This is a genomic window from Natrarchaeobaculum sulfurireducens (assembly GCF_003430825.1).
GTDB lineage: Archaea > Halobacteriota > Halobacteria > Halobacteriales > Natrialbaceae > Natrarchaeobaculum > Natrarchaeobaculum sulfurireducens.
Genome location: NZ_CP024047.1, coordinates 1,309,610 through 1,323,716, shown reverse-complemented (window position 1 = coordinate 1,323,716; position 14,107 = coordinate 1,309,610). Strand labels below are relative to the sequence as shown.

The window sequence follows — 14,107 nt, the reverse complement described above, 5'->3', positions numbered from 1 at the left end:
GGCGACCGTGAGCGCTGGCTATCGGTCGAACGTTCGAGTGGCGGTGTTAGGGACGCCCCTTAGGTCCCTCGAGCCCGGAGTGGGCCCGATGACTCACGTTGCTGTAGTCGGCGGTGGTATCGGCGGCCTCACGGCCGCACACGAACTTGCCGAGCGCGGGGCCGACGTGACCGTCCTCGAGGCAGGAGCACGATTCGGCGGCAAGGCCCGATCGATGCCGATCGACGACAGCCCCGCCCCGCTCCACGGCGAGCATGGCTTTCGGTTCTTCCCGGCGTTCTACCGCCACGTCATCGACACGATGGCGCGAATTCCCGACGGGAACGATACGGTCGCGGACAACCTCGTCGAGACCGAGGCGACGCTCATCGCGAGCGTCGACCGTCCGGACCGTATCGCCGACACCAGCCAGCCGGATTCCGTCCGCGGCTGGCTCGAGGCCTTCCGTCCGGCCTTCGCCGAGGACCTACCGAAAGACGACGTCGCGTTCTTGCTCGAGCGATTGCTGTTCCTGCTCACCGCTTGCGAGCGCCGTCGTGAGTCGTTCGACGACGTCTCGTGGTGGGAGTTCATCGACGCCGAAAACCGCTCACAGGAGTTTCGGGACCGACTGGCTTATGCGACCCAGTCGCTGGTTGCTCTGCGGCCCGAAGTCGGCAGCGCCCGCACAGTCGGAACCATCTACCTGCAACTGTTGTTCGGTCAGCTCGACCCTGGCCGGCCCACCGAGCGTATACTGAACGCCCCCACGAGCGACGCCTGGATCGACCCCTGGACGCGCTATCTCGAAACGCTCGGGGTCGACCTCCGAGCGAACGCTCCCGCGCAGGCACTCGAGTTCGACGGCCGCCGCGTCACCGGCGTCACGCTTTCCGACGGGGAGACGGTCGACGCCGACGAGTTCGTCCTTGCGGTTCCGGTCGAGGTCGCCCCCTCGTTCGTCACACCCGACCTCGCCACCGCAGCCCCGGAGCTTCGGCTACTCGAACGTCTCGATACCGCGTGGATGAACGGGATTCAGTTTTACCTCTCCGAACCGGTCGACCTGACACGAGGTCATCAGGTGTACGCCGACGCACCGTGGGCGCTGACCTCGATCTCACAGCGTCAGTTCTGGCACGACTACGACCTCGAGGCGAGAAGCGACGGCGACGTCGAGGGCGTCCTCTCGGTGATCGCCTCCGACTGGGACACGCCGGGAATATGCTACGACAAACCGGCGAGGGAGTGTACTCGAGCGGAGATTTCGACGGAGATCTGGGAGCAGGTAAAAGCCCATCTGAACGCGGACGAACCACGACTGACTGACGAGATGCTCGTCGACTGGTTCCTCGATCCGGCAATCGTCGAGGTCGACGATTCGTCCACGACGGCAAACGGCGACGTCGTCGAGAACCGGTCGCCGCTGTTGATAAACACCGTCGGATCACTTCGGAATCGCCCACCAGCGGACGTTGGCGTCGAGAACCTCACGCTGGCAGCCGACTACGTACGGACGAACTCGGACCTGGCTTCGATGGAGTCCGCGAACGAGGCCGGCCGCCGCGCCGCCAACGCTATCGTCGACCGTCGCGGGCTTCGTGGCTCGCGGGCCACACTCTGGGCGCTCGAGGAGCCGGTCGTGTTCGAGCCGTTCAAACGAGAAGACCGACTCCGGTACCGACTCGGCCTCCCGCATCCAGCCGAAGTGAGCCAGTCGTTACGACGCTCAGTCACTTCGCTCGTCGGTCGTAAACAGCCGTCGAGCGAGCGTCGGCCACTGGGCGGCACTCGGCAGCGCTGACCGCGCTGTACGATCCGAGTACCGCAAACAAAGAGCCGACGAGGGCGTCGTTTCAGGACTGATCCCTGTCTCACACCGATCCGGTCGTAAATTCCCCGCACTCGCGGGGAAAAGGTGGGCCGACTCTCGATCACGCGCTCGCGCGCGTACGTGAATCTTTATAAGCCCCGGTCCACTACCCGAAAACAGGTTTTACATGTCCCAGGAAAGCGAGTACGGCGCAGGACAAATCCAGGTCTTAGAGGGCCTGGAGGCCGTACGGAAACGGCCCGCGATGTACATCGGCTCTACGGATTCTCGAGGGCTTCATCACCTAGTCTATGAGGTGGTGGACAACTCGATCGACGAGGCACTGGCCGGCCACTGTGACGACATCACTGTCACGATCCACGAGGACAACTCGGTGAGTGTCACTGACGATGGTCGTGGCATCCCCGTCGACACACACGACGAGTACGACCGCCCCGCGCTCGAGGTGATCCTCACGGTCCTCCATGCGGGCGGGAAGTTCGACAACAAATCCTACCAGGTCTCCGGTGGCCTCCACGGCGTCGGGGTGAGTGTGGTCAACGCCCTCTCCGAACGACTCGAGATCGAGGTCAAACGCGACGGCGGCGTCTTCACCCACGCGTTCGAACGCGGCGAGCCCGACGGTGACATGCAGCAGGTTCGCGACCTCGAGCCGGCCGAAGACACCGGAACACGGGTTCAGTTCTGGCCGGACGGGGAGATCTTCGAGGCCGACACGTTCTCTTTCTCGACGCTCGCAAACCGGCTTCGCGAGCTGGCCTTTCTCAACTCCGGCGTTCGGATCACACTGCGTGATGAGCGCGAAGACGGCGACGATGGTGTCGTCGAGGAAACCTACGAGTACGAAGGCGGTATCCGTGAGTTCGTCGAGTACCTAAACGAGACGCGCTCTGCGATGCATCCCGACGTGATCTACTTCGAGGACGAAGACCAGAACATCCAGGTCGAAGTCGCGATGCAGGCCACCGAAGAACTGCAGGGGTCGATCCACGCCTTCGCGAACAACATCAACACCCGCGAAGGCGGTACGCACCTCACCGGCTTCAAGACCGCCCTGACGCGGACGATCAACGACTACGCACAGAACAACGACCTCCTCTCGGATCTCGAGGACAACCTCAAAGGCGAGGACATCCGCGAGGGGCTGACGGCAGTCATCTCGGTCAAACACCCGGACCCACAGTTCGAGGGCCAGACGAAGACCAAACTCGGAAACAGCGAAGTTCGGGGCATCGTCGAGAGCGCCATCCACGAGCGACTGGGCACCTACTTCGAGGAGAACCCAGACACGGCACAGGCGATCGTGATGAAAGCCGTCGAAGCCGCGAAAGCCCGGATGGCAGCCAAAAAAGCCGAAGAACTCACCCGCCGCAAGTCGGCACTCGAGTCCACCTCGTTGCCCGGCAAACTCGCCGACTGTCAGACCAAAGACCCCGAGGAGGCCGAACTGTTCATCGCGGAGGGTGATTCCGCAGGCGGCAGCGCGAAACAGGCTCGAAACCCCGAGTTCCAGGCCGTGTTGCCGATCAAAGGAAAGATCCTGAACGTCGAGAAACACCGGCTCGATCGCATCCTCGAGAACGACGAGATCCGGAACATGATCACCGCCATCGGTGCGGGGATCGGCGACGAGTTCGACGTCGACGAGATCCGGTACAAGAAGATCATCATGGCGACTGACGCCGACGTCGACGGCGCACACATCCGGACGCTCATGCTCACGTTCTTCTACCGACACATGCGTCCGCTGCTCGAGGGTGGCTACGTCTATGCGACCCAGCCGCCGCTGTATCGCATCCGGTATCGCGGCGAGACCTACGACGCGATGACCGACGCCGAACGCGACGAGATCGTCGCGGAGAAATGCGACGGGAATCCGACACAGGTCCAGCGATTCAAGGGACTCGGCGAGATGAACCCCGAGCAGCTGTGGGAGACGACGATGAACCCCGAAAACCGCATCCTCAAACAGATCACGGTCGAGGACGCGGCCGCGGCGGACAAGATGTTCTCCGTCCTGATGGGCGACGCCGTCGAACCCCGAAAGCAGTTCATCAAAGACCACGCGCCGGAAGCCGAATGGATCGACATATGACCGCTCGAGACGAGGTGCTGTGATTCAATGAGTTCAGACGTACCCGATCCGACCGATATCGAGGCACGGACAGTCGAGAACGTCCGCATCGAGGACGAGATGGAACAGAGCTACATCGACTACGCGATGTCCGTCATCGCGGGTCGTGCACTCCCGAGAGTCGAAGACGGCCTCAAACCCGTCCATCGGCGCATCCTATATGCGATAGGCGAGATGGGCGTTACCAGTGGCTCCTCTCACCGCAAGTCGTCTTCGATCGTCGGCGAGACAATGGGTGACTACCACCCACACGGCGACCAGGCGATCTACGACACGCTCGTCCGAATGGCACAGGATTTCTCGATGCGCTATCCGCTGGTCGATGGCCAGGGGAACTTCGGCTCGATGGACGGCGACCCACCGGCCGCCCAGCGATACACGGAGGCCCGGATGGACGCCATCGCCGAAGAGTTACTCGAGGACATCGACAAGGATACCGTTGACTTCTCCTCGAACTACGACGACCGTCTTCAGGAACCGGACGTCCTGCCCGCAGCGTTCCCAAACCTGCTGGTCAACGGTTCCTCGGGGATCGCCGTCGGGATGTCGACGAACATCCCGCCGCACAACCTCGGTGAGGTGATCGACGCCACAATCGAGTTGATCGACAACCCCGACGCGACGGTGGAGGACCTGATGGAGCACGTCAAGGGGCCGGATTTCCCGACGGGTGCCAACATCGTCGGCCGCGACGCCATCTACTCGGCGTACAAGACCGGCCGCGGGCGCATCCGCGTCCGCGCGGCGTTCGATGTCGAGGAGTGGAAAAACGGCCGCGAACGTATCGTCATCACCGAACTCCCCTTCCAGTCTAACAAGGCCCGCCTCGTCGAGCGTATCGCTGACGACGTCAACGAGGGCACCCTCGAGGGAATCTCGGACCTGCGTGACGAATCCGACCGCGACGGCGTCCGTATCGTCGTCGAACTCAAACGCGGCGCAAACAGCGAGATCGTCAAGAACCGACTGCTCGAGAATCACTTAGAGCGTACGTTTGGGGTCATCAACCTCGCACTGGTCGACGGCCAGCCGAAGGTCCTCACGCTCAAAGAGACCCTCGAGGAGTACATCGCGCACCGCCGGGAGGTCGTCCGCCGACGCAGCGAGTACGACCTCGTCGAGGCCGAAGATCGCGCACACATCCTCGAGGGGCGGCTGAAGGCCCTGGAGAACGTCGAGGACGTGGTCGAACTCATCCGCAACAGCGAGGATCGGTCGACGGCGAAGGAGGGCCTGCGCGAGCAGTTCGACTTCTCGGCGGACCAGGCTGACCACATCGTCCGGATGCAACTCGGCAGCCTCACTTCGATGGAGGCTACAGAAATCGAATCCGAGTACGAAGACGTCCAGGCCGAAATCGAGCGACTGACCGCCATCCTCGAGAGCGAGACGGAACTGCTCTCGGTCATCAAAGACGAACTCCGCGAGATCAAAGCCGAGTACGACGACGACCGTCGAACCTCCATCATCGAAGACGAGGGGACGGTCACCCACGAAGACCTCATTCCCGAAGAAGAGGTGTTCGTCGTCATGACCGAAGACGACTACGTCAAGCGGATGCCGATCGACCAGTTCGATCCCCAGGGTCGAGGTGGCAAAGGTATCATCGGTGCGGACGTCAAGGAGGGTGATCGAGTCTCGGCCGTCTTCCGGGCGAACACCCACGATTACCTGCTTTGCTTTACCAATCAGGGGAAAGTCTACCGCCTCAAGACCTACGAGATCCCCGAGATGGGCCGGACTGCCCGCGGGAAGTCGGCCGTCAACATCCTCGATCTGGAGTCCGACGAGGAGATCACCGCCGTCGTCGACACCGACACCTTCGAAGACGACGAGTTCGTGACGATGGCCACGAAACACGGCTACGTCAAGCGGACGAGTGGCGAGGAGTTCGAGCGCATCCAGTCGAACGGAAAGATCGCCGCCTCGCTCGAGGCGGACGACGAACTCGTCGACGTCGAGGTTACGGACGGAACGACCGATCTGGTTATCGCCACCGAACAGGGGATGACGATCCGATTCGACGAAGCAGAAGTCAGAGCGATGGGGCGTAATGCCCGCGGCGTCAACGGTATCAAACTCGCTGCTGAGGATGCTGTCGCCGGACTCGTCGCGACCGACGAGGACGACGGCCGGGCGCTGTTGACGGTCACCCGCAACGGCTACGGAAAGCGGACGCGCCTCTCGGAGTATCGCACCCAGTCCCGCTACGGCAAGGGATTGATCGACATCAAAACTGGTGACCGGAACGGTCGCGTGACTGCCGTCAAGGCCGTCTCCGAGGACGACCAGCTCGTCTTGATGAGCGAACACGGCCAGATCGTCCGCACTCGAGTCGACGAGATCTCGACGGTTGGGCGGAACACGATGGGCGTGACCGTTATGGACGTCGAGGCCAGCGACGCCGTCGCCAGCGTCGACCGAATTCCTGCAGTCTCGATCGAGGCGAACGACGACCAGTAACGCCGGCCAGCCTGGCCAGCCATCGGTTCCCCACCGAAACCGCCGTCAGCAGACACCGCAGTTTCGTTCGTCGAACACCGTCAACGCTTCTCGAGGTAATTGTAGTACCGCCTGCAACGATCCGTACACTGATCGCCGATTCGTCTGGCGAGCAGGTGCGCACTGACGTGCAGTGACTACTACTCATGCGGTGGGCCGCCTCGGGATCAAGCCACGAGGCACTCAGCTTGTTTCCTCTGTAGATGTCGCCGAGAGCAGTGTGAGCGAGTCCCAATGGTGTCCGAGAGCCAGTGATAGACGAGAGAAAAACCGAAAGCTGGGGATATGATCAGTGTTCGGGCTCTTCTGCGGGTGCGACCATGTCCTCGATTCGAAGGATGAGGATGTTGTTGGTGTCGTCTTTACCGTCGACGCTTCCCTCGACGACGAGTTTCGAAAGCGGCGTCGGACCGACGATTATGGAGTCGTCCTCGGCGATGTCGGCGATCGTCCCCTGCAGGTGGATCTCCGCACGGCAAAGTTCGGGGTGGTGGACGCTCGAGAGGTCGATTTCCTCGACGATGACGTCTTCGACGGGTTCGCCTTCGTGTTCGAGCGGGACGGACGCCGGATCGTCCATCTGCTGGATCTCGAGGGCTTCGTAGGCGGCTGCTGTGGGTTTATAGCCGCCTTTCGGCCCTGGTACGCCCTCTACAAGCTGGAGGGCTTTGAGACTCTGCATCTGGTTTCGAATCGTCCCTGGGTTCCGGTCGACCTGTGCGGCGATGTCTTCACCTTTGATCGCATCTTCGGACTCTTTGTGGAGATTCGTCAGTGCGCGGAGAATTTTTTTCTGACTCGGCGTCAATTCTATAGATGACATAGCCAATTATTCGGATTTGAATTCCTTAAACCCGCGGGTTCTGATTTTCCGGTTGTGGTGGTTGCCGATCGAACTCCGAAAGAACGTCAGTCCGCCTGGGCTGCTATTGCGTAGGTGATCGGATCGATAGCAGCAGGGCTGGCAGCATCAGGCTGGGACGAGCCACCCCTCGAGGACGACGTCTGTGAGAACGTCTTCGAGTAAGAACATGAGCGCAAAGCCGACGGTGAACGTCGCAGCGTTCGTCCGCGTGAGGACGGCTTCGGCGTCGAAACGAATGAGTTCTGCAACCTCGATCAGCACCTGAAGGATGGCACCGATTGCGATGGCAAAGAACAACACGGCGAGCAGGTTCGACTGGGCGAAACTGCCGATGTAGCCGCCGAGAATAACCGGCCCACCCGCGATGAGTCCCATCGCAGCGAAGTGTCGCAGTGGTGGCGTGGCCCTGTCGCGGGCGACGGCAGCGACGACCGTTGGCCCCTCCATGACGTTGTGCATCACGAACGCCAGGACCAGGAGCATGAGCAACGTCGCGTCGCCGTTGATGTAGGCGACGCCGATACCGAGCCCCTCACCGATGCTGTGAAGTCCGAGTGCAAGCGCGACGAGATACGCGATCTCGAGCCCGCTCTTTTCGGACGTTGACATCTTGCGCTGGCGCCACTGGCTCGCGGCGTACATAATCGCGAACGTGCCACCGACGCCGACGATGGCGAGGGTCGCGGCGAGCATCGTGTTCTCGGCCTCGAGTCCGTAGTCGAAGATCATGTCCTCGGTCATCTCGACGGCGATGAATGCGAGCACCCCGGCCGCCAGTGCGAGAAATGCGTGTAAGTACCGGGGATCGAGGTCGCGGATGAACGGAAACCAGAGCATTCCGATTGCGACCGGAATGATGCCGGCGATGGCACCGATGATCGTTAGCATCCAGACGATTTCGAGCGTACTTGCCTCGTCGACCGCAGAGAGATCGCCGAACGGCGACGTCAGAAAGAGGACGGCGAAGACGGCGAGCAAAATCACGACCGGGCCGATCGCAAGCACCCACCGCGGAAGGTCATACAGCGTGCGGCCACTCATGTACACCTATCACCCCAGGTGACTGTGAATACGATAATCGATCTCATTGACACTGGTTTAGACGGGGCTAAACATATATCTTTTCTACCGAAACTCGAGTTCGAGTCACTCGAAATCGTCTGATGAAACGGCAAAGTGAACAGTCGGGGGTCGAATTCGGTTACGCGTCGACTCCAGCGGGCTGTGCGACACGGACGTGATGGGCGACCGACTCAGGGAGCGAAACCGCGTCATCGCCAGCGATGGGCCTGGCCGTTACCATCCCGAACGGTGCAACCTCGACGATCTCGAGTTCGACGCCGGGTTCGACGCCGTGGTCGGCGAGATACGCGAGCACGTCCGCGTCACGGTCTGCGACCTCCTCGACGACGACGGTCTCTCCTTCGGTGAACTCGCTGATGGGGGCCCCATCGGGTCGAGCGGGTGGCTCGAGGTCGGCACCCGGAATTGGGGAGCCGTGTGGGTCGACGTCCGGCTCGCCGAGGACGTCTGCGACCCGAGCCTCGAAGTCCTCACTGATGTGGTGTTCGAGCCGGTCGGCCTCGGCGTGGACCTCGGCCCAGTCGTAATCGAGATGTTCGGTGAGATACGCCTCGAGCAGTCGGTGGTGACGGATGACCTCGAGGGCGACGGTTTCGCCCTCCTCGGTGAGGGTGACGCCGTGATATTTCTCGCGGTCGACGAGCTCGCGGTCTTCGAGTTTCTCGAGCATGCTGGTGACGGTCGGCGACGTGACGTCCAGTTCCGCGGCGATTTCGGAGGTTTTGACTCGCTCGTCGCTCTCGCGCTGGAGCTGGTAGATCGCTTTGAGGTAATCTTCCATCACGTCGCTCAGCATCATCGTACGTCGAATTAGATCCGTCTAACCCTAAATCTGTCGACGGCCGCCGCTGTCTCCGATAGGGTCAAATCAGTTGGCGTCGAACGGCGAGACGATGGCTACCGTTCGAATCATCGGTACACCGATGGACTACGGAGCGAACCGCCGTGGCGTCGACATGGGTCCGTCGGCGATCCGATATGGGGGTCTCGCCGACGAACTCGAGCGAGCCGGCGTCGAATCGGTCGATGCCGGCGATCTGTTCGTCCCACGCGCCGAAGAGCGCGACCCCGACGCGACCCCTCCAAGCGAGGGGAACGCAAAGTTCCTCCGGGAGATCGAAGACGTCTGCTCGAGGCTCGCCGACGAAGTCGCGGGGACGATCGACGACGGCCTCTTTCCGCTCGTCCTCGGTGGTGACCACTCCGTCGCGATCGGCTCGATGAACGGATCGGCTCGCGACGCGACATTGGGAGCGATCTGGTTCGACGCCCACGCGGACCTCAATACACCCAGAACGTCTCCCAGTGGAAACGTCCACGGAATGGCCCTGGCTGCCGTACTCGGCCGCGGCGTCTTCGGCGATTTCGAGTGGGCTCACGCACCAGCCGTCCGCGAGTCGTCGGTCGCCTACGTCGGCCTCCGGAGCATCGACGACCGTGAGCGAGCGCTGGTGCGGGACAGCGAGATGACTGCGTTTACCATGTCGGATATCGACGAGCGCGGCATCACGGCCGTCGTCGAGGACGCACTCGAGGTTGCAACGACCGGTACCGACGGTATCCACGTCAGCCTCGACCTGGACTGGCTCGACCCCAACGCGGCCCCCGGGGTCGGGACGCCCGTTCGCGGCGGCGTAACCTACCGAGAAGCACATTCCGCACTCGAGACGGTCTCGAAACGCCACGATCGGGACAACGTGGTCAGATCGATGGACGTCGTCGAGGTGAATCCGATTCTAGACGAGGCAAACGAAACCGCGGGCCTCGCCGCCGAACTGGCCTCGAGTGCTTTCGGCAAACGCATTTTATAACCCGCGCCCCGCGGTGTGACATACCCTGGCAATGTAATACACGTTTCAACACCTTTGTAACCGAGTGCTACTCACAGTGTACTATGGCTGAGAAGGTCGTCGTACTCGGTGCCGGATATGCCGGTGCTGGGGCGATTAACACGCTTCAATCAGAACTCGGGACCGAGACGCGGATCACGTGGATCGCCGACGTCGATTACCACCTGGTTTTACACGAAGTTCACCGGGTCATTCGTGACCCCGACGTTCGCTCGGACGTCACCTTCTCCGTGGACCAGATTACCGATCCTTCGACTACCTTCATCCAGGCTGAAGTAACCGGCCTGGACGTCGACGAACAGGTCGTCGAACTCGCTGACGAAGCGGACGTCGAGTACGATTACGTCCTCGTCGCGCTGGGAAGCCAGACCGCTTACTACGGCATTCCCGGCCTCGAGGAGCATTCGCTGACGCTCAAGAGCCTCGACGACGCCCTCGAGATCCACGAGGCCGTCAAAGCGGCCAGCAAAGACGGGACCCGCGGCGACCCCGCACAGGTCGTTATCGGTGGCGCTGGACTCTCCGGTATTCAGACCGCCGGTGAGATCGCCGAGTTCCGCGACGCCCACCGCGCCCCCATCGAGATCCACCTCGTCGAGGCGCTCGACGAAATCTTCCCCGGAAACGACCCGGAGATCCAGCAGGCGCTTCGCGACAAACTCGAGACCGCTGGCGTCCAGATCCACACCGACGACCCGATCACCGAAGCGACCGACGAGGTCATCCACTTCGATGACGGCGATCCGCTCGAGCACGACGTTCTCGTCTGGACCGGCGGCATTACCGGTCGCAACGCCATGGACGGCGTCGACCTCGAGAACGAGCACAACCGTGTCAACGCCGAGGCGACTTTCCAGACCTCCGACGAGCGCGTCTTCTCCATCGGCGACTCCGCAATCCTCGAGCAAGGCGACCGACCCGCCCCGCCGACCGCCCAGGCCGCCTGGCAGGCCGCCGAACTCGTCGGTGAGAACATCGCCCGTGCGATCGACGGCCGACCGCTCAAAACCTGGGAGTTCGACGACAAAGGAACCGTCGTCTCCGTCGGCGACCAGGCGGTTGCCCACGATATCAAGCCCGCGATGGGCATCTCACTTCCCGTCGATACGTTCGACGGCTTCCCTGCAGAAACCCTGAAAAAGCTTATCGCTGCCCGCTGGATCGCGACCATCACCTCCTGGAGCGAGGCTCGTCGTTCCTGGTCGTCGCTGTAATCGACATCAGTTTCACACCCGACGGTACGACTCGTTGCTTCCGGGCCCGTTCTCTCGTTCCCGGACCCTGCTTCACCTTCGATTCCGTCTTCGTGCCCGCTTCACCAAGCAAGTTCTCAGGGTCGACTGGCAACGCCACGTCGTGCTACCTATTCACAATCGTTAGTCTCCCTATCGAACGTCGATAAACGGTCGATGCTGGCGGCCGATCAGTCGTCAGCCTCGGTACTGTCGTCGTTTCCAATCGGCCGCGCCGGCACACCCGCGACGGTTGTCCCCGGCTCGACGTCGTCGGCGACCAGCGAGTTCGCCGCGACCTGTGCGTCGGCACCGATCTCGACACCCGGAAGCACGATCGCCCCCGCACCGACCATCGCCCGTTCGCCGACGACGACTTCACCCGTCCGATACTCGTCCTGGAGGAACTCGTGACAGAGCAGCGTCGCATCGTAGCCGACGATCGCGTGTTCGTGGAGTGTGAGTAGCTCCGGCCAGAAGACGTCGGGCGTCGCCTCGAGGCCCCAGGAGACGCCCGTGCCGACGGTCACGCCGAGCCGGCGAAGCACCCACCGTCTGAGCCGAAGGCTCGGTGCGATTCGGGCCAGCCAGACGAAGACGTAATTGAACGCGACCCGGAGCGGTGACTTGGCGTTCGTCCAGGCAGCCAGGGAGTTTCCCCGTCCCGGCGTCGGGTGGCGTCGGACGCGATCGTATCGGGACTTGTCGTCGCTCACTCACGGATGTTCGACGGAACGATACAAGAAACCGACTGGTTTATCCGACCGAAACGAACCGGTCGAGATTTGCGCCAACACGAATCACGAGTCGGCCGTAGTTCACACCGACACGAATCACGGGTCGACCGCGGCGTCTTCGGGTCGTCGCTCCTCGAGTGGGCCTACCAGTGATCGGAACCGCTCGCCCGATATCGCACACCGATAGGCCGGCTTGAACATCATGTTCTCGCCACCCTCGCGAACGTCCCAGGCCGTTGTAATTTCGTCACGGAGGTAGTACTGTGGGCGCTCGTTGCCCGGTTTCACATAATAGTCGCTGAGCCGGATCGGGTGTCGGTCGAACAGTCCACCCGGCGTTCGGCCGCCGATGAAGACGACGGTCTTCTCCGAACGATACAGGTCCCCGTCTCGAGCCCGTTTCGCGTGGGCGTTATGGGGGTGGGACGCAAGAATCGCTTTGCGTTCGGGTTGGGGCGTCTCCGGAGTCACCACGTCCACCGAATCGACGGTGAAGTAGCCGATCAGATAGCGGTGTGCTCGGTCGCCATCCGGCCGGCGGAGCCCAGCGTAGAAGCCGACAACGTCGCCGGGTTCGAGGGCTCGAAGCCGAGAGACGTACCCGCTGGCCCGATGCTCGCCGTAGGTCAGTGCCTCGAAGTTCGGATCGCGGTGAAACGGCCACTCGGCGAGTGCTGCGCCTGTAACCGGCTCGGCCTCCCCCCGGACGGGCTGAGGTTCGATCCGCGTCGTGAGGTCGGCTGCGACACGGTCGTCCCGTAGCTCCCACGAGCCGAGCGTCGCGGCCTCACTCGTTCGGTCGGTCTTTTCGGGGATCGGAACGTACTCGAACCGTCCGTCGTCGTACAGCGGTGCGAGCGCGCCGAGATTGGTGCTGTCGGCACCGATACCCGCGAGCACAACGGTCATCGATCGTTTCTCTCCCGTGATCGAGGTTAAACGTCTCGAACGAGGCAGTGGCCACGAATAGATCGCCAGCAGGCTGGCACTCGAGAAACGCAGACGACCACTCGAGCGCCGATTATCGGGTGTTCGAGGTGTAAAACAGCGTGATCAAGAGCACGAGGAAGATCGTCCCCATGATGGCGATGCCGACCCAGATCGTCGAGAGGAGTCGTTCTGGGATCAGGCCGGCGACTTCTGCGAGCCAGAAGACACTGTAGGTGCCGGCAAGCAGGAGACTCGCAACGTAAAGCCGAAAGAGGAGGCGGACGGCGTGATAAAGCGTTGTCTTCGTGGCCTCGGGCGTGAGATGGGCCTCGAGCCAGGCCATCATGGCCTCACCGACCGTCCGTTCGGACGATCATCGGCTCCTCGCGTTCTCTCCCGGGATCGGTTGATACCCGACACGCGTTCAGGTCGCACCCGGCGGTAGAGTGTTCGCCCTGTGCTGTGGTTTGGGGCGACCGCTCGACCGACGTAACTCGCTGCCACCATTGGCTATGAGGTACCTTTCAGGCCAAAACAGTTATACGTTTACTCTGGCTCGAGTCGCGAGTTGCCAGCACTCGAGCCCTGGTTTGTGGTGACTCCCGAACGAGACGCCATGAAAGAACGGCGATGCTGGCAGCGTGTGAACGCTGACCGGTCAGTTCGATCTCCAGGGTGTGGATGACATCTCACTCGTGTCGTGCCGTCCTCGTCGTGTGGGTATCACGTGGCTTCTCGCGGAACAGGTACACCTCTCGAACATGACGATAACTACTTGCGGGTTGCGTTGCTTCAAACACATATGAGTGCGACTGCGATGTTCCCCTTGACCGTCGGCATGTTAGCCGGCGCGTCCCCAATGCTCTATCTGGTGATCGGCGTCCTCGTCGTCGTCGCGGCAATCGGGACGGCGTTAGTGCTCACGCTCCTCTGGGAACGACGAGAAGCGTCTCCGGAGTGA

Annotated in this window: 12 protein-coding genes; 6 read left to right on the top strand and 6 right to left on the bottom strand. The window is 62.1% G+C overall.

The window, feature by feature from the left end; translation table 11 throughout:
* Nucleotides 1-88: 88 nt before the first annotated feature.
* The 3 genes from AArc1_RS07700 to gyrA all read left to right on the top strand — a co-directional run bounded on the left by AArc1_RS07700 (nucleotide 89) and on the right by gyrA (nucleotide 6,410).
* Nucleotides 89-1,783, top strand: a complete 1,695-nt coding sequence (locus tag AArc1_RS07700) for a hydroxysqualene dehydroxylase (RefSeq protein WP_117363819.1) — start codon at nucleotides 89-91, stop codon at nucleotides 1,781-1,783.
* A gap of 196 nt (nucleotides 1,784-1,979) precedes the next feature.
* Nucleotides 1,980-3,908, top strand: a complete 1,929-nt coding sequence (gyrB, locus tag AArc1_RS07695) for a DNA topoisomerase (ATP-hydrolyzing) subunit B (RefSeq protein WP_117363818.1) — start codon at nucleotides 1,980-1,982, stop codon at nucleotides 3,906-3,908.
* A gap of 27 nt (nucleotides 3,909-3,935) precedes the next feature.
* Nucleotides 3,936-6,410, top strand: a complete 2,475-nt coding sequence (gene gyrA / locus AArc1_RS07690; RefSeq protein WP_117363817.1) for a DNA gyrase subunit A — start codon at nucleotides 3,936-3,938, stop codon at nucleotides 6,408-6,410.
* 328 nt (nucleotides 6,411-6,738) lie between these two features.
* Here the strand turns inward: gyrA and AArc1_RS07685 are convergent, their stop codons facing one another.
* The 3 genes from AArc1_RS07685 to AArc1_RS07675 form a co-directional block, all read right to left on the bottom strand.
* A complete protein-coding gene (locus AArc1_RS07685; RefSeq protein ID WP_117363816.1) occupies nucleotides 6,739-7,272 on the bottom strand; it encodes an Rrf2 family transcriptional regulator in 534 nt (177 codons plus the stop codon).
* A gap of 147 nt (nucleotides 7,273-7,419) precedes the next feature.
* Nucleotides 7,420-8,355 (bottom strand): ZIP family metal transporter, encoded by a 936-nt coding sequence (locus AArc1_RS07680; protein WP_117363815.1) that lies wholly within the window; start codon nucleotides 8,353-8,355, stop codon nucleotides 7,420-7,422.
* Nucleotides 8,356-8,515: 160 nt separating this feature from the next.
* Entirely contained in the window at nucleotides 8,516-9,196 is a 681-nt protein-coding gene (locus AArc1_RS07675) for a metal-dependent transcriptional regulator (RefSeq protein ID WP_117363814.1), read from the bottom strand.
* A gap of 94 nt (nucleotides 9,197-9,290) precedes the next feature.
* Here AArc1_RS07675 and rocF point away from each other — a divergent pair, with 94 nt between their 5' ends.
* Together rocF and AArc1_RS07665 are read left to right on the top strand one after the other, a co-directional pair.
* Nucleotides 9,291-10,208, top strand: coding sequence for an arginase (gene rocF / locus AArc1_RS07670; RefSeq protein ID WP_117365817.1), 918 nt, complete (start codon nucleotides 9,291-9,293; stop codon nucleotides 10,206-10,208).
* Nucleotides 10,209-10,291: 83 nt separating this feature from the next.
* Nucleotides 10,292-11,461: an NAD(P)/FAD-dependent oxidoreductase gene (locus AArc1_RS07665; protein ID WP_117363813.1), complete on the top strand. Its 1,170-nt coding sequence runs from the start codon at nucleotides 10,292-10,294 to the stop codon at nucleotides 11,459-11,461.
* A gap of 209 nt (nucleotides 11,462-11,670) precedes the next feature.
* On the opposite strand, the gene AArc1_RS07660 is transcribed toward AArc1_RS07665, so the two are convergent.
* The 3 genes from AArc1_RS07660 to AArc1_RS07650 form a co-directional block, all read right to left on the bottom strand.
* On the bottom strand, nucleotides 11,671-12,195 hold the full coding sequence (locus AArc1_RS07660) for an acyltransferase (protein ID WP_117363812.1): 525 nt from the start codon (nucleotides 12,193-12,195) through the stop codon (nucleotides 11,671-11,673).
* A gap of 117 nt (nucleotides 12,196-12,312) precedes the next feature.
* Nucleotides 12,313-13,125, bottom strand: coding sequence for an Nmad3 family putative nucleotide modification protein (locus tag AArc1_RS07655; RefSeq protein ID WP_117363811.1), 813 nt, complete (start codon nucleotides 13,123-13,125; stop codon nucleotides 12,313-12,315).
* Nucleotides 13,126-13,237: 112 nt separating this feature from the next.
* A complete protein-coding gene (locus AArc1_RS07650) occupies nucleotides 13,238-13,492 on the bottom strand; it encodes a hypothetical protein (protein WP_323368563.1) in 255 nt (84 codons plus the stop codon).
* A gap of 456 nt (nucleotides 13,493-13,948) precedes the next feature.
* Here AArc1_RS07650 and AArc1_RS18685 point away from each other — a divergent pair, with 456 nt between their 5' ends.
* Nucleotides 13,949-14,107, top strand: a complete 159-nt coding sequence (locus AArc1_RS18685; RefSeq protein ID WP_154670611.1) for a hypothetical protein — start codon at nucleotides 13,949-13,951, stop codon at nucleotides 14,105-14,107.

Coding starts and splice junctions, on each gene's coding strand:
- AArc1_RS18685 (WP_154670611.1), top strand. CDS start 13,949: ATGAGTGCGACTGCGATGTTCCCCTTGACCGTCGGCATGTTAGCCGGC.
- gyrA (WP_117363817.1), top strand. CDS start 3,936: ATGAGTTCAGACGTACCCGATCCGACCGATATCGAGGCACGGACAGTC.
- AArc1_RS07685 (WP_117363816.1), bottom strand. CDS start 7,272: ATGTCATCTATAGAATTGACGCCGAGTCAGAAAAAAATTCTCCGCGCA.
- AArc1_RS07675 (WP_117363814.1), bottom strand. CDS start 9,196: ATGATGCTGAGCGACGTGATGGAAGATTACCTCAAAGCGATCTACCAG.
- rocF (WP_117365817.1), top strand. CDS start 9,291: ATGGCTACCGTTCGAATCATCGGTACACCGATGGACTACGGAGCGAAC.
- AArc1_RS07700 (WP_117363819.1), top strand. CDS start 89: ATGACTCACGTTGCTGTAGTCGGCGGTGGTATCGGCGGCCTCACGGCC.
- gyrB (WP_117363818.1), top strand. CDS start 1,980: ATGTCCCAGGAAAGCGAGTACGGCGCAGGACAAATCCAGGTCTTAGAG.
- AArc1_RS07680 (WP_117363815.1), bottom strand. CDS start 8,355: ATGAGTGGCCGCACGCTGTATGACCTTCCGCGGTGGGTGCTTGCGATC.
- AArc1_RS07650 (WP_323368563.1), bottom strand. CDS start 13,492: ATGATGGCCTGGCTCGAGGCCCATCTCACGCCCGAGGCCACGAAGACA.
- AArc1_RS07655 (WP_117363811.1), bottom strand. CDS start 13,125: ATGACCGTTGTGCTCGCGGGTATCGGTGCCGACAGCACCAATCTCGGC.
- AArc1_RS07665 (WP_117363813.1), top strand. CDS start 10,292: ATGGCTGAGAAGGTCGTCGTACTCGGTGCCGGATATGCCGGTGCTGGG.